This is a genomic window from Streptomyces sp. NPDC085937 (assembly GCF_044540535.1).
GTDB lineage: Bacteria > Actinomycetota > Actinomycetes > Streptomycetales > Streptomycetaceae > Streptomyces.
Map to the genome: position 1 here is coordinate 24,434 of NZ_JBITSH010000014.1, position 17,386 is coordinate 41,819.

General features: G+C 71.1%; 20 protein-coding genes and 1 pseudogene. 17 read left to right on the top strand and 4 right to left on the bottom strand.

The genetic code is table 11. From position 1 onward, the window contains the following. Nucleotides 1-263: 263 nt before the first annotated feature. From ACIF8S_RS26050 to ACIF8S_RS26110, 13 genes are all read left to right on the top strand, one after another. Nucleotides 264-977 (top strand): helix-turn-helix transcriptional regulator, encoded by a 714-nt coding sequence (locus ACIF8S_RS26050; RefSeq protein ID WP_400002161.1) that lies wholly within the window; start codon nt 264-266, stop codon nt 975-977. Then, nucleotides 974-2,395 (top strand): Fe-S cluster assembly protein SufB, encoded by a 1,422-nt coding sequence (gene sufB / locus ACIF8S_RS26055; RefSeq protein WP_024887261.1) that lies wholly within the window; start codon nt 974-976, stop codon nt 2,393-2,395. The genes ACIF8S_RS26050 and sufB overlap by 4 nt, the downstream gene beginning before the upstream one ends. An 80-nt stretch (nt 2,396-2,475) precedes the next feature. Further along, entirely contained in the window at nt 2,476-3,660 is a 1,185-nt protein-coding gene (gene sufD, locus ACIF8S_RS26060) for a Fe-S cluster assembly protein SufD (protein ID WP_400002163.1), read from the top strand. Beyond that, nucleotides 3,657-3,974: a non-heme iron oxygenase ferredoxin subunit gene (locus ACIF8S_RS26065; protein WP_400002165.1), complete on the top strand. Its 318-nt coding sequence runs from the start codon at nt 3,657-3,659 to the stop codon at nt 3,972-3,974. The genes sufD and ACIF8S_RS26065 overlap by 4 nt, the downstream gene beginning before the upstream one ends. 7 nt (nt 3,975-3,981) lie before the next feature. Next, a complete protein-coding gene (gene sufC / locus ACIF8S_RS26070; RefSeq protein WP_349791408.1) occupies nt 3,982-4,746 on the top strand; it encodes a Fe-S cluster assembly ATPase SufC in 765 nt (254 codons plus the stop codon). Further along, entirely contained in the window at nt 4,743-5,999 is a 1,257-nt protein-coding gene (locus ACIF8S_RS26075; protein ID WP_145825150.1) for a cysteine desulfurase, read from the top strand. The genes sufC and ACIF8S_RS26075 overlap by 4 nt, the downstream gene beginning before the upstream one ends. An 11-nt stretch (nt 6,000-6,010) precedes the next feature. Next, nucleotides 6,011-6,475 carry a Fe-S cluster assembly sulfur transfer protein SufU gene (sufU, locus tag ACIF8S_RS26080; RefSeq protein ID WP_093546387.1) on the top strand — a complete coding sequence of 155 codons (465 nt, stop codon included), beginning with the start codon at nt 6,011-6,013 and terminating at the stop codon, nt 6,473-6,475. Then, a complete protein-coding gene (locus ACIF8S_RS26085; RefSeq protein ID WP_004989638.1) occupies nt 6,472-6,804 on the top strand; it encodes a metal-sulfur cluster assembly factor in 333 nt (110 codons plus the stop codon). The genes sufU and ACIF8S_RS26085 overlap by 4 nt, the downstream gene beginning before the upstream one ends. Before the next feature lie 108 nt (nt 6,805-6,912). After that, on the top strand, nt 6,913-7,233 hold the full coding sequence (locus tag ACIF8S_RS26090) for a multidrug efflux SMR transporter (protein ID WP_349791410.1): 321 nt from the start codon (nt 6,913-6,915) through the stop codon (nt 7,231-7,233). Next, nucleotides 7,233-7,778: a TetR/AcrR family transcriptional regulator gene (locus tag ACIF8S_RS26095; RefSeq protein ID WP_400002167.1), complete on the top strand. Its 546-nt coding sequence runs from the start codon at nt 7,233-7,235 to the stop codon at nt 7,776-7,778. Before ACIF8S_RS26090 ends, ACIF8S_RS26095 begins: the two co-directional genes overlap by 1 nt. Nucleotides 7,779-8,017: 239 nt before the next feature. After that, nucleotides 8,018-9,007 (top strand): 2,3,4,5-tetrahydropyridine-2,6-dicarboxylate N-succinyltransferase, encoded by a 990-nt coding sequence (dapD, locus tag ACIF8S_RS26100; RefSeq protein ID WP_024887252.1) that lies wholly within the window; start codon nt 8,018-8,020, stop codon nt 9,005-9,007. A gap of 142 nt (nt 9,008-9,149) precedes the next feature. Continuing rightward, entirely contained in the window at nt 9,150-9,560 is a 411-nt protein-coding gene (locus ACIF8S_RS26105; RefSeq protein ID WP_400002169.1) for a VOC family protein, read from the top strand. A 215-nt stretch (nt 9,561-9,775) separates the two neighbouring features. Continuing rightward, the gene (locus ACIF8S_RS26110; RefSeq protein ID WP_349791421.1) at nt 9,776-9,925 is read left to right on the top strand and encodes a hypothetical protein; all 150 of its coding nucleotides are present in this window, start codon (nt 9,776-9,778) and stop codon (nt 9,923-9,925) included. A gap of 38 nt (nt 9,926-9,963) precedes the next feature. Here ACIF8S_RS26110 and dapA read toward each other — a convergent pair whose 3' ends face one another. Then, entirely contained in the window at nt 9,964-10,845 is an 882-nt protein-coding gene (gene dapA / locus ACIF8S_RS26115; protein ID WP_400002172.1) for a 4-hydroxy-tetrahydrodipicolinate synthase, read from the bottom strand. 130 nt (nt 10,846-10,975) lie between these two features. On the opposite strand from dapA, the gene ACIF8S_RS26120 reads away from it, so the two are divergent. Further along, entirely contained in the window at nt 10,976-11,392 is a 417-nt protein-coding gene (locus ACIF8S_RS26120; protein WP_400002174.1) for a phage holin family protein, read from the top strand. Further along, on the top strand, nt 11,389-11,745 hold the full coding sequence (locus tag ACIF8S_RS26125) for a DUF3618 domain-containing protein (RefSeq protein WP_400002176.1): 357 nt from the start codon (nt 11,389-11,391) through the stop codon (nt 11,743-11,745). The genes ACIF8S_RS26120 and ACIF8S_RS26125 overlap by 4 nt, the downstream gene beginning before the upstream one ends. Nucleotides 11,746-11,885: 140 nt before the next feature. Here the strand turns inward: ACIF8S_RS26125 and ACIF8S_RS26130 are convergent, their stop codons facing one another. Then, nucleotides 11,886-13,715, bottom strand: coding sequence for an endonuclease/exonuclease/phosphatase family protein (locus ACIF8S_RS26130; protein ID WP_400002178.1), 1,830 nt, complete (start codon nt 13,713-13,715; stop codon nt 11,886-11,888). Between the two features lie 204 nt (nt 13,716-13,919). Here ACIF8S_RS26130 and ACIF8S_RS26135 point away from each other — a divergent pair, with 204 nt between their 5' ends. Together ACIF8S_RS26135 and ACIF8S_RS26140 are read left to right on the top strand one after the other, a co-directional pair. Continuing rightward, nucleotides 13,920-15,356, top strand: coding sequence for a hypothetical protein (locus ACIF8S_RS26135; protein WP_400002180.1), 1,437 nt, complete (start codon nt 13,920-13,922; stop codon nt 15,354-15,356). 82 nt (nt 15,357-15,438) lie between these two features. Then, nucleotides 15,439-15,688: pseudogene (locus ACIF8S_RS26140) on the top strand (hypothetical protein); the annotation flags it as partial. A gap of 117 nt (nt 15,689-15,805) precedes the next feature. Here ACIF8S_RS26140 and ACIF8S_RS26145 read toward each other — a convergent pair. Together ACIF8S_RS26145 and ACIF8S_RS26150 are read right to left on the bottom strand one after the other, a co-directional pair. After that, nucleotides 15,806-17,017, bottom strand: coding sequence for a TerD family protein (locus ACIF8S_RS26145; protein ID WP_349791615.1), 1,212 nt, complete (start codon nt 17,015-17,017; stop codon nt 15,806-15,808). Between the two features lie 86 nt (nt 17,018-17,103). Continuing rightward, the gene (locus tag ACIF8S_RS26150; protein WP_145825140.1) at nt 17,104-17,328 is read right to left on the bottom strand and encodes a hypothetical protein; all 225 of its coding nucleotides are present in this window, start codon (nt 17,326-17,328) and stop codon (nt 17,104-17,106) included. Nucleotides 17,329-17,386 lie beyond the last annotated feature (58 nt).

Sequence of the window (17,386 nt, forward strand, 5' to 3'; positions counted from 1 at the left end):
GGGCCCCGACCGGCGGGTGCGGGAAGTCGCCCGGACGGGAAAGGCGCCCTTGCGTGGACTCCCGCCGTGTGGTCCGCGACGGACAACCGGGCCGGTCGGAGGGGGTGCGAGGGGCATCGGCAGGGTCCCCGGGAGCGTCCCCGGTTTGATCGATCAAAGATCGTTTGCGCAGGTCGGATTAGGTTCACCTAAGTGATGCAGCGCACGGGGGGCGGTCAGGACGCGGCTTGCCCGGCTCCGATGAATTACGCAACAATGGCGTTGTGAAAAACGTTGGCGAGGCGTCCCACGAGGATCTGGCAACCGGTGAGCGGTCCACCCGCAACCGCGTCGCCCGCTCCATCCTGGACCACGGCCCGTCGACCGTCGCCGAACTGGCCGAGCGGCTGAAGCTCACCCAGGCGGCCGTACGCCGGCATCTGGACGCCCTGACCGCGGACAACGTGGTGGAGGCCCGTGACCGCCGCGTCTACGGCACCCGCTCGCGCGGACGCCCGGCCAAGGCGTTCGCCCTGACCGACTGCGGCCGGGATGCCTTCGACCAGTCCTACGACAAGCTGGCGGTGGACGCGCTGCGCTGGATCGCGGAGCGGGAGGGCGGCAGCGAGGCCATCGCCGCGTTCGCCCGCGCCCGCATCGCCGGTCAGGCCGGCGCCTACCGCAAGGCGGTCGAGGATGTGCCGCCCGAGAAGCGGACGGAGGCGCTGGCCAGGGCGCTCAGCGCGGACGGGTACGCTGCCACCGCGCGCAGCGCACCGGTCGGCGAGCAGCTCTGCCAGCACCACTGCCCGGTCGCCCACGTGGCCGAACAGTTCCCACAGCTCTGCGAGGCCGAGACGGAATTTTTCGCCGAGCTTCTCGGTACGCACGTACAGCGGCTGGCGACGATCGCGCACGGCGACGGCGTCTGCACGACGTTCATCCCCAAGATTTCCCACAACGCATCTGCAAGCACGTCCGGGAGGAACCCCGCATGACTCTCCCCACGGAGACTGCCCACCCCGAGCTGGAGGGTCTGGGCAACTACGAATACGGCTGGGCCGACCGTGACGAGGCCGGTGCGTCGGCGCGACGCGGCCTGAACGAGGAAGTCGTCCGGGACATCTCCGGGAAGAAGGACGAGCCGGAGTGGATGACCAAGCTCCGTCTCAAGGGCCTGCGCCTGTTCGAGAAGAAGCCCATGCCGAACTGGGGCTCCGACCTCTCCGGCATCGACTTCGACAACATCAAGTACTTCGTGCGCTCCACGGAGAAGCAGGCGGAGTCCTGGGAGGACCTCCCCGAGGACATCAAGAACACCTACGACAAGCTGGGCATCCCCGAGGCCGAGAAGAACCGCCTCGTCGCCGGTGTCGCCGCCCAGTACGAGTCGGAGGTCGTCTACCACCAGATCCGCGAGGACCTGGAGGAGCAGGGCGTCATCTTCCTCGACACCGACACCGCCCTGAAGGAGCACCCGGAGCTCTTCAAGGAGTACTTCGGCACGGTCATCCCGGTCGGCGACAACAAGTTCGCGTCGCTGAACTCCGCGGTGTGGTCCGGCGGCTCCTTCATCTACGTCCCGCCGGGCGTGCACGTGGAGATCCCGCTCCAGGCCTACTTCCGGATCAACACCGAGAACATGGGCCAGTTCGAGCGGACCCTGATCATCGTCGACGAGGGTGCCTACGTGCACTACGTCGAGGGCTGCACCGCGCCGATCTACAAGTCGGACTCGCTGCACTCCGCGGTCGTCGAGATCATCGTCAAGAAGAACGCCCGCTGCCGTTACACGACCATCCAGAACTGGTCGAACAACGTCTACAACCTGGTCACCAAGCGTGCCGTGGCCTACGAGGGCGCGACCATGGAGTGGGTCGACGGCAACATCGGCTCCAAGGTCACCATGAAGTACCCGGCCGTCTACCTGATGGGCGAGCACGCCAAGGGCGAGACCCTGTCCATCGCCTTCGCGGGCGAGGGCCAGCACCAGGACGCCGGCGCCAAGATGGTCCACATGGCCCCGAACACCTCGTCCAACATCGTCTCCAAGTCGGTGGCGCGCGGTGGCGGCCGTACCTCCTACCGCGGCCTGATCGAGATCGGCGAGGGCGCCCCCGGCGCCAAGTCGAACGTGCTGTGCGACGCGCTGCTCGTGGACACCATCTCCCGCTCGGACACCTACCCCTACGTGGACGTCCGCGAGGACGACGTGTCCATGGGCCACGAGGCGACCGTCTCCAAGGTCTCCGAGGACCAGCTCTTCTACCTGATGAGCCGCGGTCTGAGCGAGTTCGAGGCGATGGCGATGATCGTGCGCGGCTTCGTCGAGCCGATCGCCAAGGAACTGCCGATGGAGTACGCGCTCGAGCTCAACCGGCTGATCGAGCTCCAGATGGAAGGCGCGGTCGGCTGACACCGGCCAGGGGCGGCCAACCGGCCGCCCCGCCGTTCCGTCAAGCCCCTTACGTAAGGAAAGCGAGCACTACGACAGCCATGGCTGAGGCTCAGAACATCCCGGTGGGCTCCACCACCGCCGGTTCGATCGCGGTCGCCGCCGAGTCGACCGTCGCCACGCGCATGAGCGCGCCCCCGTCCTTCGACGTGGCGGACTTCCCCGTCCCCCACGGCCGCGAGGAGGAGTGGCGCTTCACCCCGCTGGAGCGGCTGCGCGGCCTGCACGACGGCACCGCCACCGCCACCGACGAGGGCGTCAAGGTCGCCGTCGAGGCGCCCGAGGGCGTCACCGTCGAGACCGTCGGCCGCGACGACGCCCGGCTCGGCCGCACCGGCGCCCCTGCGGACCGCGTCGCCGCCCAGGCGTACTCGGTCTTCACCCAGGCCTCGGTCGTGACCGTGCCCAAGGAGACCGTCCTCACCGAGCCGATCCGCATCGCGGTGCACGGCGACGGCGGCACCGCCTTCGGCCACCAGGTGATCGAGCTCGGCGCCTTCGCCGAGGCACTCGTGGTCATCGACCACACCGGCGACGCGGTGCTCGCCGCCAACGTCGAGTACGTCCTCGGTGACGGCGCCAAGCTCACCGTGGTGTCGGTCCAGGACTGGGACGACAAGGCCGTGCACGTCGCCCAGCACAACGCGCTCGTCGGCCGCGACGCCTCCTTCAAGTCGGTCGTCGTCACCTTCGGCGGCGACGTCGTCCGCCTCCACCCGCGCGTCACCTACGCGGCCCCCGGCGGCGAGGCCGAGCTGTTCGGCCTGTACTTCACCGACGCCGGCCAGCACCAGGAGCACCGCCTCCTGGTCGACCACAACGTCCCGCACTGCAAGTCCAACGTCGTCTACAAGGGCGCGCTCCAGGGCGAGCAGGCGCACGCCGTGTGGATCGGCGACGTGCTCATCGAGGCCAAGGCCGAGGGCACCGACACCTACGAGATGAACCGCAACCTCGTCCTCACCGACGGCGCGCGGGTCGACTCGGTGCCGAACCTGGAGATCGAGACCGGTGAGATCGTCGGCGCCGGCCACGCCTCCGCGACCGGCCGCTTCGACGACGAGCAGCTCTTCTACCTGATGGCCCGCGGCATCCCCGAGAAGGACGCCCGCCGCCTGGTGGTCCGGGGCTTCTTCGCCGAGCTCGTCCAGCAGATCGGCGTCCCCGACATCGAGGAGCGCCTGATCGCCAAGATCGAGGAGGAGCTGGAGGCCGCGGTCGCATGACCTTCGTACGCGTCTGTGGACTGGGCGAGCTGGAGGAGGACACCCCCAAGCGGGTGGAACTCGACGGCACGCCGGTCTCCGTCGTGCGCACCGAGGGCGAGGTGTTCGCGATCAACGACATCTGCTCGCACGCGAACGTCTCCCTCTCGGAGGGCGAAGTCGACGACTGCCACATCGAGTGCTGGCTGCACGGCTCGCGCTTCGACCTCCGTTCCGGAAAGCCCGACGCCCTCCCGGCGACGCGCCCCGTCCCCGTTTACCCCGTAAAGATCGAAGGGGACGACGTGCTCGTCTCCGTCACCCAGGAGTCCTGAGGCACCCATGGCAACGCTTGAAATCCGAGACCTGCACGTCACCGTCGAGGCCGACAACGCCACGAAGGAGATCCTCAAGGGCGTCGACCTGACCGTGAAGCAGGGCGAGACGCACGCCATCATGGGCCCCAACGGCTCGGGCAAGTCGACCCTCGCCTACTCCCTCGCGGGTCACCCCAAGTACACGATCACCGGCGGCACCGTCACCCTCGACGGCGAGGACGTCCTGGAGATGTCCGTCGACGAGCGCGCCCGCGCCGGCCTGTTCCTCGCCATGCAGTACCCGGTCGAGGTCCCCGGCGTCTCCGTCTCCAACTTCCTGCGCACCTCCGCCACCGCCATCCGCGGCGAGGCCCCGAAGCTGCGCACCTGGGTGAAGGAGGTCCGGGAGGCCATGGAGCGCCTCAACATGGACCCCGCCTTCGCCGAGCGGAACGTGAACGAGGGCTTCTCCGGCGGTGAGAAGAAGCGCCACGAGATCCTTCAGCTCGAGCTGCTCAAGCCGAAGGTCGCCATCCTCGACGAGACCGACTCCGGCCTCGACGTCGACGCCCTGCGCGTCGTCTCCGAGGGCGTCAACCGCGTCCGCGAGTCCGGCCAGGTCGGCACCCTGCTGATCACGCACTACACGCGCATCCTGCGCTACATCAAGCCCGACCACGTCCACGTCTTCGCGGCCGGACGGATCGCCGAGTCCGGCGGCCCCGAGCTCGCCGACAAGCTGGAGGCCGAGGGCTACGAGGCATACACGAAGGGTGGCGCATCCGAGTGACACAGCTGCCGGGCCTCCTCGACACCGAGGCGATCCGCAAGGACTTCCCCATCCTGGACCGTCAGGTCCACGACGGGCGCAAGCTCGTGTACCTGGACAACGCGGCGACCAGCCAGAAGCCGCGTCAGGTGCTGGACGCCCTCGGCGAGTACTACGAGCGCTACAACGCCAACGTCCACCGCGGTGTGCATGTGCTCGCCGAGGAGGCCACGGCGCTGTACGAGGGTGCGCGCGACAAGGTCGCGGAGTTCGTCAACGCGCCCTCGCGCGACGAGGTGATCTTCACGAAGAACGCCTCCGAGTCGCTCAACCTCGTGGCCAACATGCTCGGCTGGGCCGACGAGCCCTACCGGGTGGACCACGAGACCGAGATCGTCATCACGGAGATGGAGCACCACTCCAACATCGTGCCGTGGCAGCTGCTCGCGCAGCGCACGGGCGCGAAGCTGAAGTGGTTCGGCCTCACCGACGACGGCCGGCTCGACCTGTCGAACATCGACGAGATCATCACCGAGAAGACGAAGATCGTCTCCTTCGTGCTGGTGTCCAACATCCTCGGCACGGTCAACCCGGTCGAGGCGATAGTGCGCCGCGCCCAGGAGGTCGGCGCGCTCGTGTGCATCGACGCCTCCCAGGCCGCCCCGCACATGCCGCTGGACGTGCAGGCCCTCCAGGCCGACTTCGTGGCCTTCACCGGCCACAAGATGTGCGGCCCGACCGGCATCGGCGTCCTGTGGGGCCGCCAGGAACTGCTGGAGGACCTGCCTCCGTTCCTCGGCGGCGGCGAGATGATCGAGACCGTGTCGATGAGCTCGTCGACGTACGCCCCGGCCCCGCACAAGTTCGAGGCGGGCACCCCGCCGATCGCCCAGGCGGTCGGTCTCGGCGCGGCGATCGACTACCTGTCGGCCATCGGCATGGACAAGATCCTCGCGCACGAGCACGCCATCACCGAGTACGCCGTGAAGCGGCTGCTCGAGGTGCCGGACCTGCGCATCATCGGCCCCTCCACGGCCGAGGACCGCGGCGCGGCGATCTCGTTCACCCTCGGGGACATCCACCCGCACGACGTGGGCCAGGTCCTCGACGAGCAGGGCATCGCGGTCCGGGTCGGCCACCACTGCGCCCGTCCCGTCTGCCTGCGGTACGGAATTCCTGCGACCACGCGGGCGTCGTTCTATCTGTACTCCACGCCGGCGGACATCGACGCACTGGTCGACGGTCTGGAGCACGTACGGAACTTCTTCGGATGAGGGGCTGAGGCGTGAAGCTGGACTCCATGTACCAGGACGTCATCCTGGACCACTACAAGAACCCGCACGGGCGTGGTCTCCGGGACGGCGACGCCGAGGTGCACCACGTCAACCCGACGTGCGGCGACGAGATCACCCTGCGCGTGAAGTACGACGGCACGACCATCAGCGACGTCAGCTACGAGGGGCAGGGCTGTTCCATCAGCCAGGCGTCCGCGTCCGTGCTGAACGACCTGCTGGTCGGCAAGGACCTCGCCGAGGCGCAGAAGATCCAGGGCACCTTCCTGGAGCTGATGCAGTCCAAGGGGAAGATCGAGCCCGACGACGCGATGGAGGAGGTGCTGGAGGACGCGGTGGCGTTCGCCGGCGTCTCCAAGTACCCCGCGCGGGTCAAGTGCGCCCTCCTCAGCTGGATGGCGTGGAAGGACGCGACGGCCCAGGCGCTGGGCGCCGACGCCGAAAGGACAACGGCATGAGCGAGACCGTGGAGATGAAGCCGGCCTCGGAGGAAGAGCTCCGCGAGGCCCTGATGGACGTCGTCGACCCCGAGCTGGGCATCGACGTCGTCAACCTGGGCCTGATCTACGGCATCCACGTGGACGACTCCAACGTGGCGACCGTCGACATGACCCTGACGTCGGCGGCGTGCCCGCTGACCGACGTCATCGAGGACCAGGCCAAGTCCGCCACGGACGGCCTGGTCAGCGAGCTGCGCATCAACTGGGTCTGGATGCCGCCGTGGGGCCCGGACAAGATCACGGACGACGGCCGTGAGCAGCTGCGGGCGCTGGGCTTCAACGTCTGAGCCTGCTCCCGCCCGCCGCACGGACCTCTGGCGACGCCTCCTTCGGGGGGCGTCGCCTTTTTGTGTTCGCATGTCCGGAGTGCGACGTCGTTGTGTACGCTCGTACACATGGGATACCTGCTGCTCGCCGGGGCCATCGCCGCCGAGGTGTGCGCCACCACCGCCATGAAGTACAGCGACGGCTTCAGCAGGCTCTGGCCGTCCCTGCTGACCGTGCTCGGCTACGTCGTCTCCTTCGCCCTCCTCGCGCAGACCCTGCGCACGGTGGCCGTCGGCACCGCCTACGCCATCTGGGCGGGCGTGGGCACCGCCGCGATCGCCACGATCGGGATGGTGTTCCTGGGCGAGGGGATGACCGCCGCCAAGGCCGCCGGGATCGCGCTGATCATCATCGGGGTCGTGGTGCTGAACCTGGGAGGTGCGCACTGATGGCGGGGCGCAGGCACGACCCCGAACGGCGGCAGCGGATCATCGACGCGGCGATCCGGGTGGTGGGCCGCGGGGGCATCGCGGGCCTCACCCACCGCACGGTCGCGCGGGAGGCCGACGTGCCGCTCGGCTCCACCACGTACCACTTCAGGACCCTCGACGAGCTGATGGTCGCCGCCCTGCGCCAGGCCAACGAGGGCTTCGCCAAGGTGATCGCCTCACGGGGCGGCCTGGAGGACCCGCGCACCGACCTGGCGGCCGAGCTGGCCGGGCTGATGGGGGAGTGGCTGGGCGGCGAGCGGACGGGCGTGGAGCTGGAGTACGAGCTGTACCTGGCCGCGCTGCGGCGCCCGGCCCTGCGTCCGGTCGCCGCCGAGTGGTGCGAGGACGTCGCCGCGCTGCTGTCCCGCCGCACGGACCCGGTCACGGCGCGGGCCCTGGTGGCGCTGATGGACGGCATCTGCCTCCAGGCCCTGCTGACCGGCACGCCCTACGACGAGGCGTACGCGCGGGAGGTGCTGGGACGGCTGCTGCCGCCGGGCTGAAGGCGGTCCCGGGACCGGCTTCAGCCCGCGACGGGACACACGCCCGCGGGGCGCCGGGGCGGCTGCTGCGGTGGGTCAAACGCGGTGCGGGTGCGGGCACGGCCGGGGATCAGGCGCGCGCCCGCGGTGTGCCAGTCCCGGGCTGCTGCGGTGGGGCCGGACACGGTCCCGGGACCGGCACCTGAGATGCCGGAGGGACCGGTTCGCGTCCGTGGCCACCGGCCGGTTAGGTTGCCCTCATGACCGACACGACTGCTCAGAGCACCACCGGCGCAGTGGCCGCCGGCCTCGCCACCGTCGCCGCCGACGGCACCGTCCTCGACACCTGGTTCCCCGCCCCCGAGCTCGCCGCCGAGCCGGGTCCGTCCGGCACCGAGCGCCTCTCCGCCGAGCAGGCCGCCGAACTGCTGGGCGGCGGGGCCACCGCCGCCGTGGGCCCGGACCGACGCCGCGGTGTCGAGGTCGTCGCGGTCCGCACGGTCATCTCCTCGCTGGACGCCAAGCCGGTCGACGCGCACGACGTCTACCTGCGCCTGCACCTGCTCTCCCACCGCCTGGTGCAGCCGCACGGCCAGAACCTGGACGGCATCTTCGCCCACCTGGCCAACGTCGCCTGGACCTCCCTCGGCCCGGTCGCCGTGGACGAGCTGGAGAAGGTACGGCTCAACGCCCGTGCGGAGGGCCTGCACCTGCAGGTGACGTCCGTCGACAAGTTCCCGCGCATGACGGACTACGTGGCCCCCAAGGGCGTGCGCATCGCCGACGCCGACCGCGTCCGCCTCGGCGCGCACCTCGCCGAGGGCACCACCGTGATGCACGAGGGCTTCGTCAACTTCAACGCCGGCACGCTCGGCACGTCGATGGTCGAGGGCCGCATCTCCGCCGGTGTCGTCATCGGTGACGGCTCGGACATCGGCGGCGGCGCGTCCACCATGGGCACCCTGTCCGGCGGCGGCAACGTCCGCATCTCCGTCGGCGAGCGGTGCCTGATCGGCGCCGAGGCGGGCGTGGGTATCGCCCTCGGCGACGAGTGCGTGGTCGAGGCCGGCCTCTACGTCACCGCCGGCACCCGGGTCACCATGCCCGACGGTCAGGTCGTCAAGGCCCGCGAGCTGTCCGGCGCGTCCAACATCCTCTTCCGCCGCAACTCGGTCACCGGCACGGTGGAGGCCCGCCCGAACAACGCGGTGTGGGGCGGCCTGAACGACGTCTTGCACAGCCACAACTGACGCCCAAACGCCGCGAGTCGCGGTTGCGTCAGCTCTTCGGCGGTCCGGCCCTGTGCCGGGCCGCCGTCGGTTCGTGGGGCTCAGCCGGCCGCGCGCCGCGGCTCCCGTGACCAGGGGGGAGAGCCTGTGACACCATCGCGGGATGCTGCGACTCACCGACTTCATCATCGACTGCCCGGACACCATGAAGCTGGCGGCCTTCTACGCCGACGTGACGGGCCGTCCGGTCAGGAAGGGCAGTACCGAGGAGTGGGCCGGCATCCAGTTCTCCGAGATCGAGCTGGCCTTCATCCGGGTGGACGACTACCGCGCTCCGCAGTGGCCCGACAACGAGCACCCCAAGCAGTTCCACCTCGATTTCGAGGTGGACGACATCGAGGCCGAGCAGCGCCGCGTCCTCGGCCTCGGCGCGACGCTGCGGCGCGACTTCATCGGCCCCGAGGGCTACGGCTGGCGCATCTACACCGACCCGATCGGCCACCCCTTCTGCCTGTGCCGCAACAAGGGTGTCGTCTGGACCGACCAGGGCCCGGTCTGGCCCGAGCGCGCCTGACCGGCTGACGGGCTGCCCGAACGTCCGGTCTCAGGCGCGGCTAAGTGGAGAGCGGTCGCCCTGTCGTAGCCGCGGGGGCCGGATGTGATGATCACATGCGGGTCCCGTACGGGTTACTCCCCCGTGACCTCGGAGTCGTTTTGGCGGATGAACGGGTGGACACAGTGTCCGATCAGACGCCTGGCGGCTGAGGTGCGGGGAGAACGGGACGGGTCATGACCGACAAGTGGGTCCGGGGCGTACTGCGGTGCGCGGTCGGAGTGATGGGGGTGGCCGCGGTGCTGATGCTGTGCGGGACGCTGGCGGGCGTCGCGCACGGGGTCGAGAACTCCGCGGTCCCCCGGGATGGGGACGGGCGGGGCTAGGGCCGCCCGCGAGCCCGGCCTCGTTCCAACGAAAGACCCTAGGGGGCCGTCGCCCGGGCGTGCGTCTCGACGAGGGCGGCGGTCGTCGGGGGGTCGGCCGGGAGCAGAGGGGGGCGGACCGGGCCTGCGGGGAGGTCCAGGGCCGGCAGCAGGGCCTTCGCCGTCACCGTGCCGGGGAGGCCGCTCGCCGTCATCGCCTCGATGAGCGGGGTCAGCCGGTGCTGGAGGCGGGTGGCCCGCGCCGTGTCGCCCTGGTCGAAGGCGTCCAGGACGGAGCGGATCCCGGCCGGGGCCACGTTGGCCACCGTGCTGACGCAGCCGGCGCCCCCCACCGCGTACAGCGCCAGGTTGTGTTCGTCGCAGCCCGCGTAGTACGCGAGGCCGGTGCGGGAGATCACCTTCTGTGCCGCCAGGAAGTCGTTGGCGCAGTCCTTCACCGCCACGACGCGTGGGTGTTCGGCCAGCCGCAGCAGGGTGTCCGGCTCGACGCGGACCCCGGTGCGGGCCGGGATGTCGTACAGCATCACAGGGAGGCCCGACGCGTCCGCGACCGCGCGGAAGTACGCCTCGATCGCGTCCTGCGGGGGCCGGCTGTAGTACGGGGCGGCCAGCAGCAGGGCGTCGGCGCCCGCCCGCTCCGCCTCGCGGGCCAACGTGAGGGTGTGGGCGGTGTCGGGTGTGCCGACGCCGGCGATCAGTGTCGCGCGGTCGCCGACGGCCTCCCGTACGGCCGCGACCAGGGACCGCTTCTCCGCGTCCGTCGTGGTGGGCGACTCGCCCGTGGTGCCGGACAGCACCAGGCCGTCGCAGCCCTGCGTGACCAGGTGGCCGGCGAGGCGCTGGGCACCGTCCAGGTCGAGCGCGCCGGCGGGGGTGAACGGGGTGATCATCGCGCACAGGGCGCGGCCGAGAGAGCTCATGGGAGTAGTGTCGGCCGCCCGACGGTGAAGGTCTACTTACAAGTCCTGACGGGTACGGTTAAGTATTGCTTGAGGGATAGCCGGATGCGGGCGGGGGTACTCGGGTGGCCCCACCGAGAGGAGGCGCACCGTGGCCGGAACCATCCAACAGCGGCCCGTCCGTGACGAGCACAGCGTCGGCGAGCTCGTCGGGCAGGCCACCGAACAGATCTCGCGACTCGCACGGCAGGAAGTGGCGCTCGCCAAGGAGGAACTGGCGGAGAAGGGGCGCCGGGCCGGCGTCGGCGGCGGGATGCTGGGAGCGGCGGGGGCGTTCGGTTACGCGGGACTGCTCGCGCTGGCCGCCACGGGAATCGCCGCGCTGGACCTGGTGCTGCCGCTCTGGGCGGCGGCGCTGATCATCACCGGGGTGCTGTTCGTGATCGCCGGCGTGCTGGCGCTGGCCGGGCGCGGGCAGCTGCGCCGTGCCACGCCTCCCAAGCCGGAGCGGACGCTCGGCAGCGTGAAGGCCGACGTGGATGAGATCAAGGGAAGGGCGCACCGATGACGCACGACGTGAGGGGCACGACGTCCTCGTCGGGAGCCCACGTGGACGCCGCGAGCGAGGCGGCGCAGGGGGCCAAGGGCCCGGACGAGCTGCGCCGCGAGATCGAACGGACCCGGCACGAACTCGGCGACACCGTCGAGGAGCTGGCCGGGAAGATGGATGTCAAGGCACGGGCGCGGGCACGCGCCGACGAACTGCGGGACCGGGCCGGCGCGATGACCGTGCAGGTGCGCAGCAGCGCCGCCCACGCGGGTGAGGTCGGCAAGCAGCACCGCACGCAGCTGATGGCCGCCGCGGGCGCGCTGGTGATGCTCGCCGTGGGTGCGGTGATGGTGCAGCGCCGTCACCACTGACCGGTCCGTCCGGGTGCGAGTGACGGCGGGGGCACGGAAGCGGTGAACCGCTCCGTGCCCCCGCCGTCCGCTGTCACGGCGCCGAGCGCCTTACGCCACGGCGCCGAGCGCCCGACGTCACCGGCGCCGAGCGCCCCGCGTCACGGCTTGAAACGCAGGACCTGCGGGTCGTGGTCGCTGATCTGGTCGTGGAACTCCGCGTTGACGTGCACGCTGTCGTAGTCGAAGGAGCACGTGCGGCGGATGGACGGGCTGATCAGGATCTGGTCCAGCGCCTGGCTGTTGCCCTGGTACACATAGGAGTAACGCTCCGACGCGGGCAGCGACTTGATCGCCGACCAGAGGACGCCGCCACCTTCCATGATGCGGGTGGTGCGGGAGAACTCGAAGTCGTTGATGTCGCCGAGCGCCACGACCGCCGCGTTCTTCTGGACCTTGAGGATCTTCGCCGCGAAGTCGTGGACCTCCTTCGCCTGCAGGTGACGCTGGGTCTCCGAGCTGCGCACCGGCGGCTGGTACTGCGAGGTCAGACCCTGGTCGCCGCCCTTGGACGAGAAGTGGTTGGCGATGACGACGACCGTACGGCCACGGAAGACGAACTCGCCGGCCAGCGGCTTGCGGCTGTCCTCGAAGGCCGCGGATCCCGGGGCGACGCGGCCGGGGGAGAGGGTCAGGGCGGCCTTGCCGCGAACCTTGACGACATCGGTCGGCGTGGTGGCGTCGCCGCCGGGCCGGTCGGTGAAGGAGACCCGGGCCGGGTTGAACAGGAACGCCTGGCGGATGTTGCCGCCCGGCTCGCCGCCGTCCTCCTTGTCGGCCGGGTCGACGGCGCGCCAGTCGTACCGCGGGCCGCCGGCCGCCTCGATGGCGTCGATCAGCTTCGCCAGCGTCTCGTCGGCGGCGACCGTGCCGTCGTCCGTGGCGCCGTTGTTGTCCTGGATCTCCTCCAGCGACACGATGTCGGGCGCGGAGAGATGGCGCACGATCGCGTCGGCGTGCGCGGCGAACGTGTCGTCGGACGGGTCGAGGTTCTCGACGTTGTAGGTGGCTATCGCGAGTTCGGAGCGGTGCTGGGCGCGGGTCGTCTCACGCTGGGTGCCGCCGGACTCCAGGGCGCCGAGCTCGCTCGCCACCAGGGTGTAGCCGCCGTACTGGTTGTAGTCCAGCGGGCCGGTGGTGGCGCCGGCGAGGACGTCGCCGACGTTCGCGTCGGGGAAGGCGGACGCGCTGCCCAGGGACTGGATCTGCAGCCGGCCGGTGTTCTGGGCGTCGTACGAGCCGTAGACCGTGCCCCCGCGCCGGTTGCGGTTCTCCTTGGGCTTCACGGTGACCCACAGCTCGGTGTACGGGTCGGTGGCGCCCACCACGCGGGCGTCGGCCACCCGGACGTTCATGCCCTCCAGGGACTCGTACAGGTCGAGGGCGTACGTGGACGGACGCAGGCGCAGCGCGTTGACCGAGCCGCCGGCCGCCGGGTCGCCCTGCGGCGCGTACGCGGCCGGGACGGAGCGCGCGTCGAGGGTCGCCGGGGCCGGTACCGGGTTGCCCCGGGAGACGACCGTGACGGTGGGCCTGGTGAGCTCGGTCACCGACTGGTTCCCGGACGACGCGCCGCCGGGCACGAACTCCGTGACCGTGCCGGAGACGGAGACCTCGTCGCCCACCGCGACGCCCTGCGGGGTGGAGCTGGTGAAGACGAACACGCCCTCACTGGTGGCCGGGTCGGCGTCCGGGGTGGGGTCCTGCATCCAGAAGCCGCGGGACGAACCGTAGGTACGGATGCCGGTGACGATTCCGGTCACGTCCGTGACCTGCTTGCCGGCGTACGGCGACACGCGGGTGTCGCCCTGGATGTCGTGGATGCGCACGGACTCGGCGTGCGCGGGCGTCGTGAGGACGACGGTGGACGCCGCGGAACACACGGCGGCGACGGTGAGCGCGGCGAGACGCGCGGTCGGCTTGCTCGGCAACGGGATTCCCTCCGGGGACCGGAACGAGGGTGGGCGGGTGCGGGACACACCCTGTCTACGCGCGTCAATGTCCAGCCTGGCCAAGCCACTTGTCAAGGTTTCGGCCATGTGCGGTCACCGACGCGGAGAGGAAGCGGGCGGCATGGGTGGAAATCCGTCTAGGCTGAGCGGCTGAGTCGTAAGAGGCACGAGGAGAACCAGCCGATGTCAGACAGCTCCACCCTGCCCCCGGCGCGGCTGCGCCCCGAAGCGGAGCTGGCGCGCGACGCCCTGTCCACCCCAGTGCTGTCCCGGGCCGCGAAGCTCGCCCGCTGGGCCGGCCCCGGGACCCGCGTGGACGCCGGCGGCGGACTGCTGGAGGAGCAACTCCCCGACGCCGCCGGGGAACTGGGGCTGACCGGGGAGGACGCCGCGGCCGAGGCCAGTGAGGCCTGGCGGGTCGCCGTGGACACCGGGCTCGTCGAGGTGGTCGACGAGGAGGAGGGCACCGTCCGCACGGGTGACGAGCTGTCGCTGCTCACCGGAGGTTCCCCGCAGGACGTGCTGGGCGTGTGGCTCGGCGCGCTGGAGACCGTGCTGGGCGACGCGAGCGTCCCGGACCTGGGCGGGCTGGTCGACGCCATCGCCGAGGGCGAGGGGTCGGGCGAGCTGGACCTCGACGCGCTGGACTGGAACCCGGAGGCCGAGGCGGAGTTCCTCGACGGGGTGCTCGGCAACCTGTACCTGCTGACCGTCGGCGAGGACAAGGCCGGCGACGCGCCGGTGCCGCTGCCCGCGCTGGCCGCCTCCGTCATCGTGCCCGACGACATGCCGGAGCCCACCAACGACGTCCTGGAACAGGTGTCCGACGCGATGATGCGGCTGGACGACCAGTTCCGGATGCTGGAGCCCATCGGGCTCGTGGAGTACCAGCCCGTCGACGAGGCCCTGATGGCCGAGGCCGACGAGGAGCCCGCCGCCCCCGTGGACGACACGGACGTCGCCCGCTACGGCCTGGTGCGGCTGACCCCGCTCGGCCTGTACGGGCTGCGCGCACGGCTGCTGGAGGCGGGCTTCGAGGCGCCCGCCGTCGGTGACCTCGCCGACAAGGGCGCCGACGCGCTGCTCGACGGCACGGCCGGGTACCCGCCGGTCGCCGCCCACGCCGAGACCGCGCACTGGCTGGAGCGGCGCCGGCCGCTGGAGGCCGCACGGGAACTGCTGGCCGCGGCGCGCGGCACGGACGAGGGCGCGCCCCTGCGCCGGCTGCGCTGCCAGCAGGCGCTGTCGCTGGTGGGTGACGCGGCCGAGCCCGCACTGCGGGAGGTGCTGGACGACGCCGAACTCGGCGGTCTGGCGCGGGTGTGGCTCGCCGAGCACGGGGCCGCGGACGTGCCGCCGCCGTCCGAGGCGATGATCTTCTGGCTGACCATCGACACGGTGGCCGCGCAGCTCGCCGCCGAGGGCAACTCGGAGGAACTGCGGTCCCTGGTGGAGGGGCTGGCCCGGCAGCACAGCGGCTTCTTCGACACGGCCTGGCGGGTGGAGCACCCCGCCACGGCGGACGTCCTGGAGGCGATGGGGCGCCTGCACTCCGACAAGAAGATCGCGAAGGAAGCGCGGAAGGCCGCGTTCAAGGCGCGCTCGCAGCAGGGGGGTTAGGCCACACGGGGGGGTGCCCCTATGTCTTTGGTCAAGGGAAACGGGGGTGCGCTGGGTCGGGGAACCGGGGCAGCACGGCGGGGTGGCTGATCTGCTGTGGGATGACGCGAAGTGCTTCTTCGACCCGGACTTGATGGGGTCGCTGCCGGACGTGCGCATCCCGGATGCCTCGGTGGAGGACTGGCAGGCGGTCCTCGGTCTGGTCGCGGAGAGAGGCTGGAAGTACCAGTACGCCGAGGGAGAATCGGTGCTTCCGGTGCCCCCGGGCGGAAGCCGTGCTGTCCCGTCAGGCGGATGCCGAGTGCCCTGACCTGAGGGTCTGGCCGACTGCCGGGCGCAGCGCCGGCTGGCCGTGGGCGGCCGCCTGAGACGAGCGCCGGGCGCTCCTCAGGCGAGCGCCGGGTGCCTCTGAGGGGGCACCCGGCGCCTTCCTCGCCCGCCGCGCGTGACTACAGCGCCTGGGCGGACGGCTTGACCATGCCGCGGACCGTGCGGGACTTCACGAAGTCGCCCATCGCGGTCATCTCCCACTCGCCGGAGAACTGCCGGATCAGCTTCGCCATCATCACGCCCGTCTGCGGCTCGGCGCTGGTGAGGTCGAAACGGACCAGCTCCTCGCCGGTACTGGCGTCCAGCAGGCGGCAGTAGGCCTTGGCGACCTCGGTGAACTTCTGGCCGGAGAAGGAGTTGACCGTGAAGACCAGCCCCGAGACCTCCATGGGCAGGCGGCCGAGGTCGACGGTGATCACCTCGTCGTCGCCGCCGCCCTCGCCGGTGAGGTTGTCGCCGGAGTGCTGGATCGCGCCGCCCAGGATCTGAAGCTTGCCGAAGTAGCAGCTGTCCACGTGGTTGCGCTGCGGGCCGTAGGCGATGACCGACGCGTCCAGGTCGATGTCCTTGCCGCGGTAGGCGGGCTCCCAGCCCAGCCCCATCTGCACCCGGGACAGCAGCGGACGGCCGCCCTTCATCAGCGAGACGGTCTGGTTCTTCTGGAGGCTGACGCGGCCCTTGTCGAGGTTGATCTTGCCGCTGCCGGGCGCCGGGGCGGGCGGGGCCGGGGGTGCGGCGGGGGCGGGCGGCGCCTGCGGGGCGGCCATCGGGGGAGCGGGCGGGGCGGCGGGGGCGGCCGGCGCGGCGGGCGGGGTCACCGGCTGGGCCGGGGCGGCCGGCTCCTCGACCGAGACGCCGAAGTCGGTGGCGATGCCGGCCAGGCCGTTGGCGTAACCCTGGCCGACGGCGCGCACCTTCCAGGCGCCGTTGCGCAGGTAGATCTCGACGATCACCAGGGCCGTCTCGGTGCCGAGCTGCGGGGGAGTGAAGGTCGCCAGCACGGCGCCGCCGTCGGCGTCGCGGACGGTCGCGGTGGGTTCGATGCCCTGGAAGGTCTGGCCGGCCGCGTCGGGGCTCGCGGTCACGACGATCTTCTCGATGCCGGGGGGTACGGCCGCGGTGTCGACCGTGATGGCGTCGGGGGCCGAGCCGCCGCCGGAGCGGTAGGTCACGCCCGGGCCCGAGGGCTGGTTGTAGAAGATGAAGTCGTCGTCGGAGCGCACCTTGCCGTCGGCGGTGAGCAGCAGGCCCGATACGTCGAGCCGCACGGGCGCGGCGACGTCCACCGTCACGCGGGCGGTGGGGAGGGGGATGTTCGAGCCGGGGGTCATAGCTGTCATGCCGGGTGAACGAGCGAGGGCGTTTTACCGTTCCCTTACCTGTGCTCCGTTCGGCGCAGCCGCCGGTTCCGGCCTGCTCAGCCGCGGTTGCGGGGGTGGTTACGGGCGGTGCGTTCGTTGCCGCGCTTGTAGTTGCCGGTCCAGCGGGCCATGACGAGCTGCGGGTCGGCGGCGCCCGTGACCTCGCCGAGGAAGCGGGCGGCGCGGTCGCCCTGCAGGGTGGTGGCGTGGCGGCCGTGGTGGGTGATGTGGACGGTGGTGCCGGCGTGGGACTCGTACGCGAAACCGCTGGGTCTGCCCATGCCGGGGATCGTACGGGCGAGGGGGCGGGCACGCCCACGGGTTTTCACCGCGCGCCCG